Origin of the sequence: Dyadobacter sp. OTU695 (assembly GCF_038440355.1) — a bacterium.
Taxonomy (GTDB): Bacteria; Bacteroidota; Bacteroidia; order Cytophagales; family Spirosomataceae; genus Dyadobacter.
In genome coordinates, this window is record NZ_JASATN010000001.1 from 13735 (window position 1) to 35298 (window position 21564).

Annotated in this window: 16 protein-coding genes; 13 read left to right on the forward strand and 3 right to left on the reverse strand. The window is 50.8% G+C overall.

Annotated features, from left to right (window positions below):
- Window positions 1-166 precede the first annotated feature (166 nt).
- Window positions 167-1843: a glycosyl hydrolase gene (locus tag AAHB90_RS00070; protein WP_342082862.1), complete on the forward strand. Its 1677-nt coding sequence runs from the start codon at window positions 167-169 to the stop codon at window positions 1841-1843.
- On the opposite strand, the gene AAHB90_RS00075 is transcribed toward AAHB90_RS00070, so the two are convergent.
- Window positions 1840-4779, reverse strand: coding sequence for a glycosyltransferase (locus AAHB90_RS00075; RefSeq protein ID WP_342082863.1), 2940 nt, complete (start codon window positions 4777-4779; stop codon window positions 1840-1842). The genes AAHB90_RS00070 and AAHB90_RS00075 overlap by 4 nt on opposite strands.
- Window positions 4776-6092, reverse strand: coding sequence for a glycoside hydrolase family 2 TIM barrel-domain containing protein (locus AAHB90_RS00080; protein ID WP_342082864.1), 1317 nt, complete (start codon window positions 6090-6092; stop codon window positions 4776-4778). The genes AAHB90_RS00075 and AAHB90_RS00080 overlap by 4 nt, the downstream gene beginning before the upstream one ends.
- Before the next feature lie 190 nt (window positions 6093-6282).
- Here AAHB90_RS00080 and AAHB90_RS00085 point away from each other — a divergent pair, with 190 nt between their 5' ends.
- Window positions 6283-6921, forward strand: coding sequence for a GntR family transcriptional regulator (locus AAHB90_RS00085; protein WP_342082865.1), 639 nt, complete (start codon window positions 6283-6285; stop codon window positions 6919-6921).
- A 25-nt stretch (window positions 6922-6946) separates the two neighbouring features.
- Here the strand turns inward: AAHB90_RS00085 and AAHB90_RS00090 are convergent, their stop codons facing one another.
- Window positions 6947-7183: a hypothetical protein gene (locus AAHB90_RS00090; protein ID WP_342082866.1), complete on the reverse strand. Its 237-nt coding sequence runs from the start codon at window positions 7181-7183 to the stop codon at window positions 6947-6949.
- Window positions 7184-7222: 39 nt separating this feature from the next.
- On the opposite strand from AAHB90_RS00090, the gene AAHB90_RS00095 reads away from it, so the two are divergent.
- From AAHB90_RS00095 to AAHB90_RS00145, 11 genes are all read left to right on the forward strand, one after another.
- Window positions 7223-10405, forward strand: a complete 3183-nt coding sequence (locus AAHB90_RS00095; RefSeq protein WP_342082867.1) for a SusC/RagA family TonB-linked outer membrane protein — start codon at window positions 7223-7225, stop codon at window positions 10403-10405.
- Window positions 10406-10417: 12 nt separating this feature from the next.
- Window positions 10418-12001, forward strand: a complete 1584-nt coding sequence (locus AAHB90_RS00100; RefSeq protein WP_342082868.1) for a SusD/RagB family nutrient-binding outer membrane lipoprotein — start codon at window positions 10418-10420, stop codon at window positions 11999-12001.
- 126 nt (window positions 12002-12127) lie between these two features.
- On the forward strand, window positions 12128-14191 hold the full coding sequence (locus AAHB90_RS00105) for a glycoside hydrolase family 20 zincin-like fold domain-containing protein (protein WP_342082869.1): 2064 nt from the start codon (window positions 12128-12130) through the stop codon (window positions 14189-14191).
- Between the two features lie 172 nt (window positions 14192-14363).
- A complete protein-coding gene (locus tag AAHB90_RS00110; protein ID WP_342082870.1) occupies window positions 14364-15149 on the forward strand; it encodes a creatininase family protein in 786 nt (261 codons plus the stop codon).
- A 118-nt stretch (window positions 15150-15267) separates the two neighbouring features.
- A complete protein-coding gene (locus tag AAHB90_RS00115; protein ID WP_342082871.1) occupies window positions 15268-15648 on the forward strand; it encodes a RidA family protein in 381 nt (126 codons plus the stop codon).
- Between the two features lie 29 nt (window positions 15649-15677).
- Complete coding sequence (locus AAHB90_RS00120) at window positions 15678-16622, forward strand: 3-hydroxyacyl-CoA dehydrogenase family protein (RefSeq protein WP_342082872.1); 945 nt, start codon at window positions 15678-15680, stop codon at window positions 16620-16622.
- Entirely contained in the window at window positions 16619-17752 is a 1134-nt protein-coding gene (locus tag AAHB90_RS00125; protein ID WP_342082873.1) for a mandelate racemase/muconate lactonizing enzyme family protein, read from the forward strand. Before AAHB90_RS00120 ends, AAHB90_RS00125 begins: the two co-directional genes overlap by 4 nt.
- Entirely contained in the window at window positions 17749-18687 is a 939-nt protein-coding gene (locus AAHB90_RS00130; RefSeq protein WP_342082874.1) for a DMT family transporter, read from the forward strand. The genes AAHB90_RS00125 and AAHB90_RS00130 overlap by 4 nt, the downstream gene beginning before the upstream one ends.
- A gap of 13 nt (window positions 18688-18700) precedes the next feature.
- A complete protein-coding gene (locus tag AAHB90_RS00135; protein WP_342082875.1) occupies window positions 18701-19657 on the forward strand; it encodes a dihydrodipicolinate synthase family protein in 957 nt (318 codons plus the stop codon).
- Window positions 19658-19725: 68 nt separating this feature from the next.
- Entirely contained in the window at window positions 19726-20469 is a 744-nt protein-coding gene (locus AAHB90_RS00140) for an SDR family NAD(P)-dependent oxidoreductase (RefSeq protein WP_342082876.1), read from the forward strand.
- Between the two features lie 11 nt (window positions 20470-20480).
- Window positions 20481-21563 carry a hypothetical protein gene (locus AAHB90_RS00145; RefSeq protein WP_342082877.1) on the forward strand — a complete coding sequence of 361 codons (1083 nt, stop codon included), beginning with the start codon at window positions 20481-20483 and terminating at the stop codon, window positions 21561-21563.
- Window position 21564: the final 1 nt, after the last annotated feature.

Here is a 21564-nt window from a genome sequence, read left to right on the forward strand (position 1 = left end):
AGGCACTGAATAGGAGATAAATAACGCACACACTGAATACCGGGCAAGGTTGGACATGATAGTCTGATTATTGCCCGGTTCTGTTTTTATATATACCCGAACTCTTTCGCTTCGCGAATCACTGAATTTGCTAACTTAACCCCTTATGTATCTTTTCCGGGGTTTTATGAAATTAAAACGTGTTTTGCTCATCGCGGGGCTCATATTGACCGCTACCTTAGTAATCTATTTTATGCGGTTCTCCTCGCTTTTTAAACCGGACAGTTACTCCAAGGATGTGCTGAATGCCGCTTTTGCAGAGCAGCTGGTGGGATACATCAATCGGGCGGATTCTTTTGGGGTGAGTAATCCGGGTCTCCACCATATTTCAATTCAGCTTCACCCAAATACCACAGATGCACCACTTGCTGCGGCATTGAAAGGCCTCGCTGAGGACAAGGACTTGTTGCTAACGGTCGTGGCCGGACAGGAAGGCGCGCTGGGTATGGTAGCAGATGGTGAATTTGATGACGCGCTGCGCTCATTGTGCGGGCTTCTGCCTTCTACAAAACGTGTTTACCTGCGCTGGGACCCTGATATGGAGGTGCCCGTGCAACGCTATTCATGGCAATACCAATCTCCAGCCGATTACATAAAGGCATTCAGGCATGTTGCCAAAACTTGCAGAAATGCAAAGCCTTCGGTACAAATCATGTGGTCGCCAGCCGGTTATCCGGGGACGGAGGAATACTGGCCGGGAGATGATGTGGTCGATGCCATCGGAATTTCGATAAATGGCCAGAGTGAACTCTCGGCGACAGCTTTTCCAAAGGATCCCAACCGGCGGACGGAACTCCGGAGAAAATTAATCCGGACGAGGTTTATGAATAAACCGGTTTGGGTGTTGGCTTCCGGTGGCGATAGTCTTGTGAATGGGCTGCAAGTCGATCTGAAAGCAGCCTCAAAAGAGAACCAGGGCGATTCTGCGTGGCTTTTTCAAAAATATGTGATTAATCAACCAAAAGGCAGGCCCGCAAATGCGTTGCCGCTTTTGGGAGTGTATGATCCCAGGCAGGCACTGACGGGTTCCAAAGACGTGCGGGTGGAGCATTTGTTTGTCGACCTGGTGAATATTCAAACAGGCAGCTTCGAGAGGGATTTCGATGCGGTTGTGCGACGCGGACATCAGGTAATCGTGTCGGTAGAGCCCTGGCGGGACGGCAAGGCCCGAAAGGACTCCGCCGTGTTGCAGAATACTGTTTTGGGTGTTTACGACGAGGAGTTCAAATCGCTGTTTCGTACGATATCGAGGACTAATGTCCCGGTTTACGTTCGTTTTGCTCATGAAATGGAAATACCGATTCACAGGTATTCATGGCAAAGCCAGGACCCTGTTTTGTATATCAAAGCCTTCCGGCATTTTATGGAACTCGGAAAGGGCATTGAAAACGTGAAAAAAGTTTGGGGGCCTGCTGGTGACCGGGGTTCCATGGAGTGGTATCCGGGCGGTGATGTAGTCGATTTCGTCAGTATCGCCATTTACGGCCTGCCCGACAAGAATATTACCGATCCGGCAAGGCAGGAATCTTTTCAGAGGATTTTCGATCGCAAGGCGTGGCGTATGCGTTTTGCCTCTAAACCCATTTTTATTACGGAATTCGGTGTAAAAGGCCCGGAAGACTTTCAGGCCGAATGGCTCGAACAAGCCGCAGTGACATTGACAGCCCATCGGGAGGTTGTAGGTGCGTGCTATTTCAATCTCGCTGATAATCCAAAAGTTTGGGGGGATATACCCGCGCCGGATTGGGGGATCAGCAAGTCCACGTTTAACCGCTTTGTGCGTGCACTGGAATCCGGACGTTAATCAACCTGGGACTTTTGCGCCGGTTCCAGCGGTGTATTCAGCTGTGATTTGATGATCTCACTCACCTTCTCTCCTTGTAGCACGTACAGGTACAACTGATAGAGGGAAGGATGTTTCGGAATGGTCAGAGTCAATCGAGCCCCGTTCCCGACATCGGTCATTTCGACGGGATTGTTAAAACCATCCGTTCTGACAAGTTTCCATTCAAACCGAATACCGTTCGTTGGCCCCTTAAGGACTTTCCATTGGCCATTTTGCCGCATAATCGCATGGTAGTCCTGCATGGAGCCTTCAAATGTACCCACGGCTGGTTTGAGGATTTTGAAATGTGGGGCAGGTGACGGACTATCTCCCCCGTTCCATATTGATTTCAGCATTTGCAACGAATACTTCGGCCGACCCGCATAGTCGTGCAGGCCATCGAAACTTACGTGCTCAACGATCTTTTCGTCCTGCCAGTTGGAAATAAATGTCCCGGCCTGCCATTCGCGAACACCCGCGAATGGCTCAGCGCCAATGTAGCTGAAATAGCAAGGGGCATTGATCTTCCGTAGGGTGGCTTCATCGGGTTTCTTTTGATTATCCGTCAAAACAAGCCCTAATCCATCGATTCCAGGCGCTACCTGCCTGATCAGATAGGCAAGCTTTTGTGTTTCGGCATTGAGTACAATGTCTACAGTGACCGGGCGAGAACCGTCGATCCTTTTTATGGCTTCGCTGGTTCCTTTTAACCAATATAAATATTGCTTTTGCTCCGCGGTACTTTCTGAACGGAGATGGCGTTGAATGGCCGCATTACCAATGTTCCAGGATTCAATGTGCTTTTGATATCGGAGGCGGCTCACAGTGGCCAATATCTCGCTGGCAAAATCTTCGGCGCCGTCTTTGTCCGCTGCAAAATCAAGTGTTTCGGGTACCCAAAAAGTATAATGCACCCGGATTCCGGCTCGTCTTGTGGCCCTCAGGATATTGTAGTCATAAATACCGGGGCCGAAATGCCGGATCGCGTTGATGCCTGTCTGGCGCATTTGAGCGAGGTCCGCTTCGAGCTCATGCTTTGTAAATGCCGGGTAACGACGCGACCAGTTGTGGCCTTTGGTATAGTTCACCCCCCGCGTTCCTTTGAAAAATGCGATGGATTTTTGTGAACTTGTTGTGTCCGGCTCACGAACCCCCATTGCGCGAAAGAGAGCCGGAATGTCAGGTTGCTGTGGTGGACGTTTTTTTAGGCTGAGCGCGTATGCCTGGTTTTCGCTGGCGACGGCCAGACTATTTTCAAACTGGGGATTGAAACGTCTGAAGTAAATAATGAGGCTGATAAGCAGTAGAGTGATCAGGAAGGCCGAGGTTCGCACGCCACTGTAAATGCGCCGACGCAAAATCCAGAAATTGCCCTTCAATTCCTTGATCGCCGCGAATGCGGAGTTTAGGAAACGCGAGGAGCCTGAAAATTGACGGAGTTGCTGCTGCCGGCTCGCTGCGATGGTGAAGCACATGAAGAAACAGTTCAGCCCCGCAAACCCAGCCATAATCAGGTTGTAGGGGTTCAGGTCCTGATACAGGCCGTAGACAATGGCCAGTAAAGATGTGCCCAATACCACCAGGTTAGGGATATTCAAAGGCCAGTTGTTGGCTTCATTACCATCCTTAGGCGTAGGTACATAAGGGATTTTTTTGCCCGAAATCGTGTACAGAACGCCCAGAATGAAAATCCACCACGTTCCGATCATCAGCAGACCGCCTACCACGTGAAATCCGCGTTCTTCATCCTCCATTACCCACCATTGCACGAAATGCCGGATGAGGACGATGCAGGAAACCATCGGCAGACTGGCCAGAAGGAAGTCGGTGAGATCGAAATGCATCGGGCTTACGTCGAATACCAGCGCCAGAAGAGGGATAAGGAAATTGGCCAGGAAAACAAAGCCGGATAAATAATGCAACGGTATCGTACCGTAATGAAGGCGCTGTCTCCACGTGAACTTCGAGAAGAGTTTCGGATACACGTGGACAAAGAGGTCGAACACCCCTCGCGACCATTTAAGCTGCTGCTTGTAATAGGCCGACAATGTCGAAGGTACCAGCCCGCGTGCCAGCACGGCAGGTACATACGCCGACTGCCAGCCCTTTGCATGCAACTGCATCGAGGTATGCATGTCTTCTGCCAGTCCCGCCGCATGGCCACCTATGGATTCCAGCGCAGTCCGGCGGAAAGTACAGTTCGCCCCGATGGCCAGCACCGTCCCGTAGTGATTCATGGTCATCATCATCGGGCCGTAAAACTGGTAGGTCTGCTGGGCGGCACCTTTGGCGATAAGACTTTCGTCGTGATTCTTATAGGCTTGCACAACTTGCACGTAGCCGATTTCGGGGTTGTCGAAATGCGAGACGATCGGATCGAGGAAATTGGGGAAGGGGACGTGATCCGGGTCGAGTACCACACAAAGTTCTCCTTTGGAAATGCTTAATGCATTGTTGATATTCCCGGCTTTGGCGTTCCGCTTGTCCGTGCGCGTTACGTGATGTACACCCAGTTGCGCGCACACGTCCCGCAGGTAAGGATCGTCGGCTTCGTCGCACAAGTAAGTTTCGTGCGGATAGGTAATAGCCTGAATAGCAGTCAGCGTCTCGACGATCATTTCATAAGGCTCTCCGGCGCAGAAAGTCGTGAAAATGTCGACCGTGTACCGGCGAGTCAGCGGTGGCGTTGGTGGAACGGTGATGAACAGGTAATGGTACCATTCATGCAATACCTTCAGGCAGGTGAAAACGAACGTCACAACGAGCATCCAATACAAAGGCGCATAGCCCCTGACTGCGCCAGAGAGGATACTGGAGAGAAAAAATCCCATCGAGACCAATCCGAAGAAGATCATCAGCCGCAACATGACCAGTTGCTTTCGGGTGGGAGGTTTTACATATAATGCTTGCTTCATAGCGCCCCTACGACATAAAATGGAGTGTTACACGAAGCGAAATTTCCCTCATCGTCATAAATCGTTGCAAAAATCCGGTATGGTCCTTCCTGCGGTGGCGTCGGAAAGGTCAGCCTTAGATTTTTTCCCGGGCTTTCCGCCGTAGCGATCGGGATCAGTTTCCGGGTGCTGTTGATCTGGTTTTCGCGGTACCAGTCTTCCCGAAAGACCTGCCAACGGATCGAACGGATGCGGTCGTGTCCTTTGAACAACAGCACTTCCGCCGATGCGGGAACCGACGGGTTCAGCAGCACATTATCTCTCGCGCCCTGGCCATTTAGCAGCATATATTTTATCTCGGGATAAACAACCGGCGACGGCTTGCCGGTCCATAGCGCCTCCATCGCACCTACGGTCGCCGAAGCATTGCCGTTTTCATCGAAAATGCTGAACCACGTATGGGTAGTTTCCTGCTTGTGTCCCCAGAAGAAAACACAGGCGCCCAAAAAACGCGGGTCTTTCAGGGGCATGTACCGTCGGTAACGCTCCTTATAAATATCGGCTTTCTTTTTGCTGGTATCTTCGATGTATGCGCCCCAGGCAGTCTGTTCCGTTCCCTGCCATGGGCCGTTGATACCCCATTCGAGCAACATGTAGGGGCCTTTCCAGAACCAGGCCAGATCCTCGAGATTTCCGCGCAGCAATGGCAGCGTGCTGAAAATATTGAAAGAGATCAGATCGACGTCGCACCGGAGCAGGATATTGAAAATGTATTTTTTGTTGAAATTCAGGACGGTGGTTGTGACCGGGTGGTCGGGATCCTCCGTGTGGATCATATCGGTAAGCTCGTTGAACGAGTTGTAAAAATCTCCGTATGTCCATTTATAAGGGAAGTCCAGCTCATTCCCGAGGCACCACATCAGTACCGCAGGATGGTTTCTGAACCGTCTGATAACCGATTGTATGGCCCGGTACCGGGTTTGGGTAAATTGAGGATTATTATAAAAAGAGATATCGCCGCTATTGGGTATCGGAAGGCCAACGATCACTGCCACATTATACCTTTGGGCACTATCAAGAATTTGTTCAAGGTTTGTGGTATCCCAGGTTCGGAGGGTATTTCCGCCGGCGGCGTGGAGTTCACGGAAATGCGAGTACCCTCCTGCACCCCTGATATTGTAGGGTTTTCCGTTTCTGATAACAGTATACCGGCCATCGTGCTGGTCGATATATACTTTGGCGGATTTGTTTGGTTGTTTTTCGCTCCAACAGCCCGACAACACAGTTGAAAGCATTAAAGCCAGCAGCAGCAATGATGGGGCAGGGATGAACAAGATGGAGTGTATTTGTAACCAGGCGAAATTCTGATAGTAAAATACGGTAAAAATGGCTTAAAATTGAAATAGTTTCCAAAGTATCTGTAGAAGTACATGGATGCTATACAGATTCAGAAGTTTATGATTATTGCTTACCTTTATACGAATATTTTGGTTTACTAAATTTTGAATTATTGTTTACATTGGAATGAAAGAAGACTCACTTTCGAACAGAGCATACACAGAATTGCGGAAAAAGATCCTTTCAAACCAGCTCACCTCGGGAACAAGGCTCAAAGAGGATGAATGGTCCAAAAAGTTGGATGTCAATAGGATGGCTATCCGGGAGGCATTGACGCGGCTTTTGGGAGAACAGCTGATCGTGCAGGGGGAAAAAGGCGGTTTTTTTGTAAAGACATTAACCCTTGAAGATAGCCACAAAATCCGTGAGCTTCGTGAGATCCTGGAAGTGGGTGCATTGCGGTTGCTGATCCAGAAGGTAACAGCCGTGCAAATTGCCGAACTCGACCGTATTTGTGACGATTTCTCTTCTATGGTTGAACGGGGATATTTCGGCGGGGCGTGCGAGGCAGATGTTAAATTTCATGAAACTTTAATAGAATGTGCTGATAATGAGAGGCTTGTTGAGTTGTATCAGGCCAGTAATATTCCTTTGTTCCACCAAAAACTGGGCAAAACCCAGACACATATGGACGACTACGAACTAACGGATCAGGAGCATCGCGAGATCGTGGCGGGGATAAAGGATCGTGATATCAAACGCGCAGAGGAAGCGCTCATGAAGCACCTGATACGCGGTGAAGTAGCGTCGCTCGATCTGGCGTAACAGTTCAATTAGCACATTTTATACTTCAATAGGCCTGTTTCAACCTCTGAAACCGGCTTTTTTGTGCCATAGGAATTTCTGCCGGATAGGGCAACAGTCGACAGGTATTTTGCAGGCGACCATAAATGCGATAGATCGTTTGCTTCAAATCAGAAATAATAATTTTTTCTGAATTTTTTTGTTGACAAAAAAATAATATATTTGTTGACATTATTTGATAGCCTCTTGCACACTGACCCCAATCGGGGATCGGTGGTTTCATTGCCCTGTTAAACCCATTACTGTTCCGAAATCTTCGTTTATGAAAAAATCTCTAAAATTCCTGGAATCCCTTCCTTCCGAGATTCCTTTGCTGCGGTTTTGTTTACGTAGCCGCTTTCGGGTTCTTTCGCTGCTGATATGTATGGTTGCAGTTACTGCCCATGTCGGTCAGGCCTACGCACAACAGAGTAAAAAGATCACAGGGAAAGTCATCGATCAGAAAGGTGCGCCGGTGCCCGGGGCGTCTATCGTGGTAAAGCACTCTACGCTGGGTGCCATTGCCGATTCGGACGGGCAGTTCGATATTACGGTGCCCGGGGATGCAACTGCCATCGTCATCTCGTACATCGGGATGAAAACACTGGAAGTGCAGATCGGGAATCGGAATGAATTAGGGAATATTACCCTGGCCGATGATGCGATGGGCCTGCAGGAAGTGGTCGTGACGGCGCTGGGTATCGAGCGGGCAGCCAAGACGCTGACGTACGCAACCCAGAAAATAGGTGGCGACCAGGTGAATGAGGTACGCGATGCCAATTTTACCAATACACTTTCAGGAAAAATTGCCGGGCTTACGATCACACCGTCTGCTAACGGCCCTGGCGGTGCCACCAGGATCGTTTTGCGCGGTAACCGGTCGATCCAGGGATCGAACAATGCGCTGATCGTCGTGGACGGTGTGCCTATCGACAACTCTACGCCTGCCGGCCAGGTGGGCTACGACGCGGGCGGGCACAGCGGCAGCGACGGGGCGTCGAGCATTAACCCTGACGATATCGAGTCGATCAACGTGCTGAAAGGCGCCGCCGGCGCCGCACTTTACGGCAGCCGTGCCGCGAACGGGGTGATTATGATCACGACCAAAAAGGGAAAAAGCGGCAAAATTAATGTGAATGTCAATTCGGGGGTAACCATTGACAAGGCACTTGTTACACCGTCCCTGCAGAATACTTACAGCCAGGGTTCGGGCGGTACGTACTCTTTGCTGACTAACGGAAGCTGGGGTGCCCGCATTACCGGTCAGAGTGTGCAGGATTGGGCAGGAAATACCGTTTCGCTCAAAGCATATCCCGACAATATCAAGGATTTTTTCAAAACTGCGATATCCACCAACAACTCCGTGGGGGTGAGCGGCGGTTCGGAAAACGTGCAAACGTATTTTTCCTATGCCAACAACTATATCAATGGCATCGTCCCGCATAACCGTCTGGCCAGGAATACTTTCAACGCAAGGCTTAGCTTTGATATCACGAGCCGGCTTTCGACGGATGTTAAGGTGACCTATATGCTGCAGAATATTTTCAACAAGCCGGGCGTGGGAGGTGATGGTATGGTGGTAGCCAATACATACCGGATGCCGCGCAGCGTTGATCCCGAAACACTTAAATCTTACAAAAAGGTAGATGTTTCGGGCGTGGAAACACCTACTTTCTGGACTACTCCCGATGCCGTTTATATGAATCCTTACTGGACAATCAATAACACGCATCGCGATGAAAATCGTAGTCGCGTTACAGGATTGTTTGTTTTGAGATATAAACTGACCGATTGGCTGAATATCCAGGGACGAGTGAGTTCGGATAGTTACAATGACTTTATCACCCAGAAATACGCCAACAACACCGTCAACTATGCCCGCCAGCCCGGGGGATATTATTCAGAGGGCAATGATTATATCGCGGAGCGTAATGCCGATCTTTTGCTGACTGGCACGGACAACATTGCGCCGGACCTGAAAGTGACGTATAACCTTGGGGGTTCGATACTGAACCGGAGTATGCGGCACCGTATCAATGCGGCGGACGGGCTCGGTTTTGCCAATAAATATGACCTGAGCTACGCAACGACACTCAAAACGGAGACCGCGACGGCAAAAAGACAGTTGCAGTCCGTCTACGGAACTGTACAGTTCGGATATAAGGATTACCTCTTCCTGGACCTTACTGCCCGGAACGACTGGTCGAGCACGTTGCCTTCGCCGTATTCGTACTTTTATCCTTCGGTAGGTTTGTCGGCCGTCATCTCCGAGATGGTCAAGCTTCCGCAATGGGTAAATTTGGGCAAGGTGAGAGGATCGTTTACAAAAGTCGGTAATGATGCGGATCCTTATCTGCTCGGGCAGACGTATACCTATATCCGTGGGGGTTTTGGAGGGTACATTAGCAGCAGTAGCATCAAAGCGATTGCCAATTTGAAGCCTGAACTAACCCAGTCGATTGAGTTTGGTACTGAATGGAGGTTCTATAATAATCGTCTGGGCGTCGATTTGACCTATTACAAAACAAACTCCAAAAACCAGTTGATCAGAGTGGCATCGCCGGCCTCGTCAGGCTATTCGACATTGAATATAAATGCCGGGAACATTCAGAACAATGGGTTTGAAGTGGTATTAAGTGCGAAACCGATTGTTGTAAAGAATTTTACCTGGAATATGGGGCTCAACTATGCTTTGAATAAAAGCAGGGTGGTGGAATTGTATGACGGGGTAAGCCAACTGTACCTGGGGTCGTCTACGAGCGTGCGCACGGCAACCCCGCTGATCAAAGAAGGCGGTGCGTTCGGAGATTTGTATGGTTTTAAATGGAAAACACTGAATGGAAAGTACGTGGTGACCGATAAAGGGGTGCCAGTTAAAACGGATGCGATCGAGAAGTTAGGTAATTATAATCCAAAGTTTTCGGCAGGTTTCAGCAACAATTTCAATTACAAAAACTGGACGCTGAATGTACTCGTGGACGGCAAGTTCGGAGGGGTGATCACGTCTGGTACTGCTGCACAAATGGCCGCTAACGGAACGGGTATCGATACTGAAAAGTACCGTGATGCAGGCTCATGGGTAATCGAGGGTGTAACAGCCGAGGGCGCTCCCAATACGGTACCGATCAATGCGGAGGCGTTCTGGCAGACGGTCGCGCAGGGGGATTACTCGTGGGGAGAGTTTTTTACCTACCACGCCACCAACGTCCGTGTACGCGAATTGTCGCTCGGTTATGATTTCAAAAACCTGCCTGGTTTACTCAGTTCGGCGAGGCTGTCGATCGTTGCCCGCAACCTTTTCTTCATTTACCGCGGCAATGCGATTCTCGACATCCCGGGCATTGGCAAACGGAAAATGGATTTCGATCCTGAAATGAGCTTTGGTAACAGCAACTATCAGGGCATCGAATATTTCAATTTGCCATCGACCAGGAACATCGGATTGAACCTCAAACTATCATTCTAAAAACAGCTCATTATGTTGACCAGGATTAAAAATATAGGTCGGGGACTCACGAAAATGCTGCCGGTGGCCATTGTGGCTATGCTGGCCGGCTGTACCGACAATTTCGATTCGCTGAACACCGACGCTACCAAGATCAGCAGTGTTGGCAGCAAGGAATATCCGTTCATGTTCGCCTATGCGTTGATGAGCCCAACCCTCAGTCCCGACAACTTCGAGGTAGGTGAGGGGACGATCGCTTCGGTGTATTCGCAGTTTTTGTCGCAAGCCGCGCATTCATTCCCGACCGACCGCTATGTGATCCGGCAGGACTGGATGCCTGCGTGCTGGAACCCGGTGTATACGGCGGCGGCTCCCCAATTGAAAACGATTATGGCCGGAACGGAAACCCAGAGTGCGGAGAATGCATTGGCGAATATCTGGTGGGTCTGGATGTTTCATAGGGTTACCGATTATTTCGGCCCGATACCTTATTTCGATGCTGCTTCGGGTAAGCGTTATGTCTCCTACACGCCGCAGGATTCTGTTTACTATGATTTTTTCAAACGCCTCGATGCGGCCTCCACGGTCCTTAAATCGCACTCCGGCGAAAAGCCATTTGGCGCTTATGATCTGGTTTACAACAAAAATGCGGCGCCGGCGACAGCCTGGATGAAATTTGCCAACACCCTTCGCCTGCGATTGGCGCTGAGGATATCGAAGGTCAATCCGGAAATGGCCCGGCAGCAGGCCGAGGCGGCGGTTGCGGCAGGTGTGCTCACCGAGATCACCGACGACGCTTATATGCCGAAATCGACGACAACTTATGCCGAATACAATGGCCTGGCCGTTACTGCTGGCTGGGACGATGTGCGGATGAGCGCCTCGATGGAGTCGATTCTGAAAGGATACGGAGATCCGCGGTTGCCTGTCTATTTTCAGCCGTCCGTTTCGACGGGCACTTACGAGGGTGTCCGCAATGGGTTGTTTACTTCTGAAAAAATCGTCGATATCAATTCGCGGCTTTTCAATTCCAATATGGGTACCCGCTGGGCCAACTGGGTGGGCAGCGATTGGAAAACTACCTACAATGTGCCCCAGGACATCCTGCATGCGGCCGAGGCTTATTTTCTTCGGGCGGAAGGGGCGCTTAATGGCTGGAATATGGGCGGAACGGCGGAGGATTTTTACAAAAAAGGCATTCAGGCTTCCATGGCACAATGGGGTATTTCCGACCAGGCGGCTATTGCAAAGTACATTGCCAACACAGCCGTGCCCATCGCCCCAAAGGATGGCATGAATTCGCCGGCGGTAAACGACTATCCCGTCAAATGGAGTGCGTCGGAAAGCATGCAGCGGAAACAGGTAGCACAGCAAAAATGGCTTGCATTGTTCCCGGATGGCATGGAAGGCTGGGCAGAGGTGAGAAGGACAGGGCTTCCAAAGCTCTATCCTGTCGTTCACAGCGAGAATTCCGATCTGCCGGAAGGTACATTCATCCGTCGTATGCCTTTTCTGGATACCGAAAAGCAAACGAATGCAGCCGAGGTAGAAAAAGCTGTCAAAATGCTTGGCGGGCCTGATAACGCCGCTACGCCGCTTTGGTGGGACAAGAATTGAAAGTTCACGAGTTCAGAGGTAATGAGTTCAGAGTTAATGAGTTTAAAGTTAAAAATGAATTGATTACTGTGGACTCTGAACTCTAAACTCATACACTCATAAACTCTGAACCCAAAACTCAAAACGATGTTGCTTCGCCTGCTGTTCGCTTGCCTGCTTATAAATCCTGTTTTTGCACAAAATACGCCTGTGCTTCTCCCGCAACCGGAAACGATACGCTATACGGGGGAAAGATTCCCGGTGTCGCAGCTGACCGTTTGGGTCCCTGCATCCGCGCCAAACGAGGTACGGTTTGCTTTGCAGGAATTGAAAACGGCGATGGGCGAGCGGGCAGGGCCAGGTGTCAAAAATGCGTCGTCTACCGCTTCGGCAACATTTCAGTGGGTTGTCCGGGCGGAAGGCGGTGCATTGCCGGAAGTTTCAGAAAAGAACGGCCGGAGTGAAAGGGAGCATTACAAGCTGACCATCTCGCGCACGGGGGTTCGTGTGGATGCGCAAACTTCCGCGGGATTGTATTATGCCGTGCAAACGTTGCGGCAGCTGGTAACTGGCGAAGGTAAAACTGCATTCATCCCCGGAGCCGTGATTGAAGATCGCCCGAAAATGACTTACAGGGGAGTCATGATGGATTTCGCACATGGGGGTTTGCCTACTGTCGCCGAAATCAAGCGGCAGATCGACTTTCTTGCGAGGTGGAAGACCAACCAGTATTATTTTTATAATGAGGTTAGTATTGAGTTGAAGGGCTATCCGACCATCGGGTACCGCTCGGGTTACACTCAGGCGCAAATCCGCGACATTATCGCTTATGGAAGGCAGCGTCATATGGATGTGGTGCCGTTTCTGAACCTGTACGGGCATCTGCACGAGCTGCTGAGGAGCGAGCAATATGCCGATCTGGCTATCGGACAGTATGGCCACGAGCTCGACCCGCGCAAGCCTGCGACAAATGCACTGTTAAAAGATTGGATCGGCCAGTACGCGGATCTTTTCCCGGGGCCATTTATCCACGTGGGGTTTGACGAAACCTGGGAAACGAAGCGCATTGGAGATGATCAGGGCGCTCGTATCAATTCGGAAGACCTCTGGGTGCAGCAGCTTACATTCGTACAGGGCGAGTTAAAAAAATATGGTAAAACCGTGCTGGCCTGGACGGACATGAACAATTATTATCCTGACATTATCAGGAAAATTCCTCAGGAAGTAATCCCGGTCTTGTGGGAATACAAACCCGATACCGTCGAGATAAACCGGTTTCTTAACCCGATTTTAAGGGAGAAGAAGCCGTTTTTTATCCAACCTGCCGTGTCGGGCTGGGGGCATATTTATCCCGACGCCGACTATACTTACAACAATATCGATCTCTGCCTGCAAGCCGGGATGAAACATCATGCCCTCGGGTTCATTCATTCGGTATGGACAGATCCGGTAGAGCCGTTTGTGCGGGCTTCGTGGCTTTTTATGGCATATGGCTGCATTGGAGCTTGGCAGGGAACGGTGCCTGAGAAAAGGAGTTTCACCCAAATGTACAGTCGCGTAATGTATCCGCAGGTACACGGGGAGATGCAGAAAGCGTTCGATCACCTTGCTGCTTCCAATGCTGCGCTCAATAAATGTCTCGGGCGCAACACCAATGGCATGCCCCGCGGGACAATCGTCGAAAGCTGGTCGAACCCGTTTTTGCCGTATTATCTCAAAAATACGAACGCGCACACCTCCGATTTCCGGAGTGCGCGTAAATCAGGCGAGGCAGCGCAGGCGGAATTGATTGGGGCGTTGGCAAAATGCAGCCCTAAGGACACGGCGTTCATCCACTCCATGATCGTTACCGCAAAGTTGATGGCCTACACGGCAACACGTTTTCTGTGGGCAAAAAGGGTGTGCGACCGGTGGAATGAATCGATGCTGGTGCGGAAGAAGAACGATTTCGTGGCTTACGACCTCGCGTATCCCTGCCATGGCCTGCTGGTGGATGTGATGGACGAAGCTGGTGAGCTCAAAACGGCCTATTCCGAAGCCTGGCGTTCGGAATACATGCCCTACCGGCTCAATACCATGCTCGGCAGATTTGATGTGGAGTATGGTTTATGGCAAAAGCTTTATCTTAAGGTTATCGGCTACCGGATCGAGAATAAATCGGATCACGTCGCAGACGAGGCTTTTGAAACATTGTTCAAGCCTGACTTTTAAGCTCTTGAGTAGAAAAATAGCCAGCCTGTTGCTAGGGTTGTCTTTATGAATTTGCCATTGAGAATTGGTAATAAAAGAAGTCTGAAAGTTTTTTGTAAACTATTTTGTATAAATTTTGTAAACAAAAAATTAATCAATACTTTTGATCAACAGCCTGTCCTGAACCTCCGTTATGTTATTCGACAATCTGAACTATCCATCGATCCGGGCATTGATTGAAGACGTGGTGGTAGTGCTTCCACTGGGGGCTACCGAGCAGCACGGGCCACATATGGCGGTGTCGACGGATACGGATATCGTTACGCATCTCGCCAGAACGGCCGAAGCGTCGCTGCCCGACCGGATATTGCTCTGCCCGGCATTGCCATATGGTTCAAGCCATCATCACTTGTCATTCGGCGGGACGATCAGTATCAATCCGGCATTATACACACAGGTAATTGTGGATATGGTGGGTATGTTGCTGCAAAACGGCTTTCGAAGGATCGTGTTGCTGAACGGGCATGGCGGTAATATCACGCCCGTGAAACAGGCCCTGGCGATCCTCAGCAAGGATCTCGATCAGACGCCCCCCGCGAATATCGCATTGGTAACCTATTGGGAGCTGGCGGGCAAGCCATTCGCGGGCGAAGCGCCGATGGAAAGTCCCGCGCTGAGCCACGCCTGCGAGTACGAAACGAGCATGATGCTCCACCTTTTTCCCGAAAAAGTATGGATGGAAAATGCAGTACGCGCACGACGGCCTGCCAGTAACGGCTACATTGCTTGGGAGGACGACGAACCCTACCGTGGCGTAACGCTCTTTAAGCAAACCGCTTACATTTCCAGCAATGGCAGCAGCGGGGAGCCGCAGAAAGCCACGGCGGAAAAGGGGGCACATTTGATTGGCAAGGCGACAGAGGCGTTGGTGACGTTTTTGGAAGCATTCGCCGGGTGGGAGGTAGGCGGGAGGCTTTAAGCTGTATGCTATATGCTGTAAGCTATATGCTATAGGCGTTAAGCTTTTCGGGTCAGAATTGTTCAGTTTTTTAATAGCCTATGGCTTACAGCCTACGGCATAAAGCATCGTCATTCAAATGCCCAAACAAGAAATCAAGCACCCGGATAAAAGTGTCAGCACCGGCGCATATTCTGCCGGTGTTTTGAAAAACGGCCTGTTGTTTGTGAGTGGACAGGGGCCACTCGACCTGACCACCGGAGAGGTGAGGCAGGGTACCATCGAGGAGGAGACACTACTCACCCTCGAACACGTGAAGAAGGTGGTGGAAGCAGCGGGAGGCACGGTCGATGACATTATGAAATGCACCGTGCATTTAAAGGATATCAATGATTTTGACCGCTATAACGTGGCTTACGCCTCATTTTTCAAGGGTATTCTGCCCGCCCGGACGACCGTTCAGTCGGTATTGGCGGACGGGATCAAAATCGAGATCGACGCCATTGCGCTGATCGGCTAGTTCACGCATTCAGTTTTTGTATTGATAAAATGAGTTTCAAGCAACGTATCGGTACAGTCGGCCTGGGGTTAATGGGTAGCAGCATTGCAACCTGTATTCTCGCAGCCGGACATGAGGTTACCTCCCTGGTGAAGGAGCAAAACGAAGCCGCGCCGGCGCGTGCCCGTGTCCTGGGCTTCCTGATGGAGTTGCATGCCGAAGGAATGCTGAAAGAGCTCCCGGAAGCGGTGGCGCAGCGCATTACCATTACGGCCGACGTGGCGGAACTGGCGGGGCACGAGATAGTGATCGAATCCATTACGGAGGATGTGGAAGCCAAGAAAACAGTTTATAATGCATTGGAAATGGTGCTTTCGCCTACCGCCATTATCGGCAGCAATACTTCTGCAATTCCGGTTTCGGTTTTGCAGGACGGATTGCAGCACCCTGAACGCCTGCTGGGCATTCATTGGGCGGAACCGGCACATATTACACGGTTTATGGAAGTGATTTGTGGAAAAGATTCGGAGCTGAAATACGCGGAGCAGATCGTGAAGCTGGCCGAAAGCTGGGGTAAGGAGCCGTCGCTGCTACGCAAGGATATTCGCGGGTTTATTACCAACCGTATTATGTATGCCATGTTGCGCGAGGCATTCAATCTGGTGGAAAACGGCTACGCGACGGTCGAGGACGTCGACCGCTCGCTGCGCAACGACCTGGGTTACTGGATCACATTCGCCGGGCCGTTCCGGTTTATGGATTTGACGGGCATCCCGGCTTATCTGACGGTAATGAAGGATCTTTTTCCAGACCTCGATAACCGGCAGACGGCCCCTGAAATGATGGAAAAACTGGTAGCCTCGGGTGCCAGGGGCGTGAGCAATGCGCAGGGATTTTACCCCTATAATAAAGAGAGCGCCGAGGCATGGGAAAAGGCATTTATTGAATTCAGCTACGACATCCGGAAGCTGGCTGAAAAATACCCGCAGGAATGACAACAATCGTATCGGTCCGCGCCACGGAAGTGATCGTGCCGGCCAGGCCCGGAAGCCTGAATTCCGAAACGGTACTGGATAAGGACAGCGCATTTGCACAAAAATTCCTCACCGGCGAAAGCTGGACGGAGTTTGCCAATCAGCCCAAATGGATCGTCGAAATGACCCTCGCCAACGGGCTCACCGGCATAGGTGAAACTTACCGCAGCGCTTCCGGCGACCTTCTTCGCGAAAGTATGGGGGAGTTCGTAGGCAAGGATGTGCTGAAACTAAACTGGCGTCGGCTGCCCGTGACCGACCAGCGCATTTACGAGGCATTCGAAAGCTGCGTGCTGGATTTGGCCGGAAAACTGCTTCACGTGCCGGTGTACCAGTTGCTCGGAGGTGGCTATCGCGACACGGTCGATTGCATGGGCTGGACAGGCCGGCGAACACCCGAAGATGCCGCGCAGAAAGCATTCGAAGCGATGCAGAGAGGGCATAAGGTATTCAAATTCAAATGTTCCGACGAGGATCCCGTGCGGCTCTGGACGGAGGAGATCAAAAAGAAATGCGGTGACGGTATTAAAGTCCTCCTCGATCCGAACCAACGCTGGAACGATGTCGGCACGACGATGAAACTGATGGAAGGAGTCGAAATGGGGGTAATGCTGGGGCTGGAAGACCCTGTTCAGCACGCAGATGTGGAAGGATTTAAATATCTCAAAAAACATCTTGGCATACCACTGTACCGGCATATTTCGCTCCCGTACACGCAGGACATCCGCGACATGATCACGTTCGTGCGTGCAGATGCGGCCGACGGGTATAATTTCAATGGCTCCGCGTACAATTGCCTGCTGCTGGCAGAGATCGCGCACCTGGAAGGTAAGCCTTGCTGGCGAGGGTCGGAAGTGGATTTGGGGATTTCGGAAACGATGGGCCTGCATATTGCGGCCGCTAGCATCAACTGTACCATTCCGTCGGATATTTTCGGGGAGCTGGTGCGGGTAGACGATCTGCTAGCCGAACCGATTGCATTTGAAAACGGGGCCGCAAAAGTGCCGCAGGGTGAAGGACTGGGCGTTGCGCTGGATTACGAAGCACTCACAAAATATCAAACCGGGAAAATCCTAACCGCGCATTTATGAAGAAAGCCTTCTTTTCGTGGACGATCCTTTTCCTGTGCAACCTGATCTGGTCGTTCCACTTCACGTGCATTAAGCTGACGCAGGACCAAGTGGGGCCTTATTTTACCGTGTGGCTGCCGATGTTACTGGCCACGATTTTCCTCGCGCCCTATGCATGGAGGGATTTCAAAAAGGGAAATAAAAAGATCAAGGACGTACTCATTTTCGTGCAGCTGGCGGCCATCGGGGCATTTCCTTCACAGGTACTCATGACCTGGGGAACGCAATATTCGCTCGCCAGCAATGCGGCAATCCTGATCCTCGCATTACCGGTCGTGACGGCGGTTTTCGCATTTTTCATTTTAAAGGAAAAGATGAACCGCATCCGGTGGATCAGCTTCGCGATCGCGATTGTGGGTGTGCTCCTCTGCTCAACCGACGATATCCGCAATATGGATATGAGCTCGCAATATGCGGTGGGTAACCTGCTGATATTCCTTGCGATACTAGGCAACGGCTATTATAATGTCGGCTGCAAGAAAGTCGCCGAGCAATACAGCGAAATGGAAATGGTGTTTTACACTTACCTCGTGATGGTGATCCTGCTTGCGCCGCTGGTCTGGTATTACGAGCCTGAAATGTTTTCCGTGATCCCGGATTACACCGCCAGGACCTGGACCGGTATGATTGCCTTGACGCTCTTTCACAACTTCCTGTCGATGCTGCTGTTCTTCAAAGTGCTCAGGTACCTCGATGCCACGCAGGTCGCATTGTCCAATTACCTCATTACGTTCATGGGATTGCCTATCGCGGCTTTCGTTTTGGGCGAAACATTGAAGACCCAGGCTATTATCGGCGGCGTTCTGGTACTCGCTTCCACATTGATCCTCACGATTGTGGACAGCAGGGCCGCGCGCCAAAAAAAGGAGGAAGAACTGGTTAATGTCAATCCATAAAAACCCTAAGAGTATGAATGCAGATAGCGAACTGTTCGGCGTCGTGCCTATTATCCCGACGCCATTTACGGAAAACGAGGAGATTGATGAAGCAGCCCTTCGGGACCTGATCGACTTTGCCGTTTCGTGCGGGATCGAGGCGGTATGCCTGCCTGCTTATGCCAGCGAATTTTACAAGCTGACCGACGATGAAAAATTGCAGGTCGTGCGTGTGGCGGTAGCGCACGCGGCCGGGCGGTTGAAGATCGTCGCGCAGTCTAACCACCCGTCGCTGAAACAGGCGATCAGGCTGGCGCAGGCGAATGTGGCGGCGGGAGCGGATGTGGTGTCGCTGGCGGTGCCCCGGATTTTCAGCTTGCCGGAAGAATCGCTCAAAATCTATCTTTCCGAATTTTTACAGGCCATACCCGATACACCGGTATTAATTCAGGATTTCAACCCGGGCGGCGCCTCAATCAGCGTCGGTTTCATCAGCGAATTGATGGCCGAAAACGCAAATTTCAAATACCTGAAACTCGAAGAGCCGCTTTGTGCGCCGAAATTTGAAAGCATTATCAGGGAAACGAGCGGTAAAATCGGGCTTTTTGAAGGCTGGGGTGGTTTGTACATGCTCGAACTGATCCCGCTCGGCATTCGCGGCGTGATGCCGGGGCTTGCGGTATCGGATATTTTGCAGAAAGTGTTCACCCTTCGTAACCAGGGCGCGCACCAGAAAGCATTCGACCTGTTCGAAAAGGTTATGCCGCAGATATTCTTTTCCCTGCAAAATATGGAGCTCTTCCATTATGCGGAAAAGGAGCTGCTGATGGCGCGCGGCATCCTTAAAAACAGTATTGCCCGTAAAGCGGCGTATATACCGGACCCTTCTTCGGTTTCCTATATCAAGGAACTGAATCAGAGAATTTTGGATGTGATCAACGACGAAACGTGGGAAATCAAATCATTGGAAACAACCCTGTTAAAAGCGTGATAAAAAACGGAGAAAAAAGTACTTTTAAAACCAGCAAGGCTAAGTCCACATCTAAACGCGCTGGTAAAATGAACACTTTCGAGCATCAGGTGGCCGTCATTACGGGTGCCGCTTCCGGTTTGGGTCTCGTGATAGCCCATAAGCTCCTGAATGAAGGCGCCAGAATAGGGTTGCTTGATTTGAACGAGCAGGCATTGAACGATGAGTTCGTAGGAAATGAGGAGCACGAAGAGCTTATCGGCGTGGATGTTACCGACGAGCAACTGGTTGCAAAGGCGGTGGCGCGGGTGGCGGAGCGTTTTGGCAAGATCGACATCCTCATCAACTGTGCCGGGATAACGGGCGCTACCAATATCAAAAGCCACGAGGTCGATACTGCCAACTTGCAGAAAGTGTTCAATATCAATTTTATGGCCAGCTTTTATACGGCCAAGGCGGTGCTTCCCTACATGCTTCAAAACAACTACGGCCGGATTTTGCACATCGCGTCGATCGCCGGAAAGGAAGGAAATGCCGGGATGCTGGCCTATTCGGCCTCGAAGGCGGCGGTGATCGGGATGACGAAAGTCCAGGGGAAAGAATATGCCGAGACCGGCATTACCGTTAACGCGCTGGCGCCGGCGGTTATCCGGACGCCCCTGGTGGACGCGATGCCCGAAGAGCAGGTGAAGTATATGACCGACAAGATCCCCATGAAACGCTGCGGCACGCTCGAAGAAGCTGCTAATATGGCCGCATTCATCGTTTCGCAGGAGAATAGTTTTACTACGGGGTTCACGTTCGACCTCTCGGGAGGCAGGGCGACCTACTAACGATTTTCATCATGCAGAATACCCCACTCAACTTCATTGCTCCCATTGAAGGAGATGTTCTCCATGCCTTTGACGGCGGTTTTTTGGAGGGTAAATTGAAAATTACCGTAAAGATAGCGGCACCGGAAAATGCTGAATTAGTCGTAAACGACGTGCCGGCTTTGCGTGCTGACGGGCATTTCGAGGCGCGGGTTGTTTTGGAAGGATATGAAAACAGACTGGAAGCGGTAGACCAGCTGAGTGGAGAAAAAACAGCAATCCATGTTTTTTTACTCCCAAATTTCGCAGGGTATTACCGGTTGTCGATCGATGATAATATCTGGTTTTTACGTGATATTCAGCAAAATAAAGCGCATTATCACTCACTTTTCGATAACCCGTACCTCGGTTTTTTGAAACAGGTCCATGCGGAATATGGGACCAAAATCCACCTGAATTTATTTTACCAGACCGACGGTTTCAACCTCTCCGATTTCACGGACCAATACAAAAATGAATGGAAGGCGAATGCGGACTGGCTTCGGTTGAGTTTCCACGCATTGCAGGAATTTCCCGATATGCCGTATGTGCATGCCGGTTATGACGAGGTAAAACGCGATTGCGACCTGATTATGAATGAGATTAGAAGGTTTGCGGGAGAAGAAGTCATGCATTCGGTAACCACCATTCACTGGGGCGAGGCGACGGTCGAAGGTTCGCGGGCGATGCGCGACGCGGGCTACGTAGGGCAAGTGGGGTATTTCAATGTAGATGACAACCTGCCTTCGGCTTCCTACTACCTTACCGAACAGCAGCGGAGGCATCTCAAAAAGCGTTTTGTGTGGCGCGATACCGCCGAGGATATCACTTTTGTACGCGCCAGCATCGTGATCGATACTAAAAGGCTGGAAGACATTCGTCCGCACCTGAATTCGCACGGGAAAAGTGGTCACAAACCTCCTTACCTCGATCTGCTGGTGCATGAGCAGTATTTCTATCCGTTTTATTTCAATTACCAGCCTGATTTTCGGGACAAAATCCTCACGGCAGTCCGCTGGGCGAAAGAAAATGGTTATACACCGCAGTTTTTGAGTGAATCCATTTCTAATGCATAGC

Bases quoted from the DNA above. Each gene is read 5' to 3' on its own strand.
- AAHB90_RS00100 (WP_342082868.1), top strand. From the start codon at position 10,418: ATGTTGACCAGGATTAAAAATATAGGTCGGGGACTCACGAAAATGCTG.
- AAHB90_RS00145 (WP_342082877.1), top strand. From the start codon at position 20,481: ATGCAGAATACCCCACTCAACTTCATTGCTCCCATTGAAGGAGATGTT.
- AAHB90_RS00125 (WP_342082873.1), top strand. From the start codon at position 16,619: ATGACAACAATCGTATCGGTCCGCGCCACGGAAGTGATCGTGCCGGCC.
- AAHB90_RS00090 (WP_342082866.1), bottom strand. From the start codon at position 7,183: ATGAAACCACCGATCCCCGATTGGGGTCAGTGTGCAAGAGGCTATCAA.
- AAHB90_RS00135 (WP_342082875.1), top strand. From the start codon at position 18,701: ATGAATGCAGATAGCGAACTGTTCGGCGTCGTGCCTATTATCCCGACG.
- AAHB90_RS00075 (WP_342082863.1), bottom strand. From the start codon at position 4,779: ATGAAGCAAGCATTATATGTAAAACCTCCCACCCGAAAGCAACTGGTC.
- AAHB90_RS00110 (WP_342082870.1), top strand. From the start codon at position 14,364: ATGTTATTCGACAATCTGAACTATCCATCGATCCGGGCATTGATTGAA.
- AAHB90_RS00070 (WP_342082862.1), top strand. From the start codon at position 167: ATGAAATTAAAACGTGTTTTGCTCATCGCGGGGCTCATATTGACCGCT.
- AAHB90_RS00105 (WP_342082869.1), top strand. From the start codon at position 12,128: ATGTTGCTTCGCCTGCTGTTCGCTTGCCTGCTTATAAATCCTGTTTTT.
- AAHB90_RS00130 (WP_342082874.1), top strand. From the start codon at position 17,749: ATGAAGAAAGCCTTCTTTTCGTGGACGATCCTTTTCCTGTGCAACCTG.
- AAHB90_RS00140 (WP_342082876.1), top strand. From the start codon at position 19,726: ATGAACACTTTCGAGCATCAGGTGGCCGTCATTACGGGTGCCGCTTCC.
- AAHB90_RS00115 (WP_342082871.1), top strand. From the start codon at position 15,268: ATGCCCAAACAAGAAATCAAGCACCCGGATAAAAGTGTCAGCACCGGC.
- AAHB90_RS00095 (WP_342082867.1), top strand. From the start codon at position 7,223: ATGAAAAAATCTCTAAAATTCCTGGAATCCCTTCCTTCCGAGATTCCT.
- AAHB90_RS00120 (WP_342082872.1), top strand. From the start codon at position 15,678: ATGAGTTTCAAGCAACGTATCGGTACAGTCGGCCTGGGGTTAATGGGT.
- AAHB90_RS00085 (WP_342082865.1), top strand. From the start codon at position 6,283: ATGAAAGAAGACTCACTTTCGAACAGAGCATACACAGAATTGCGGAAA.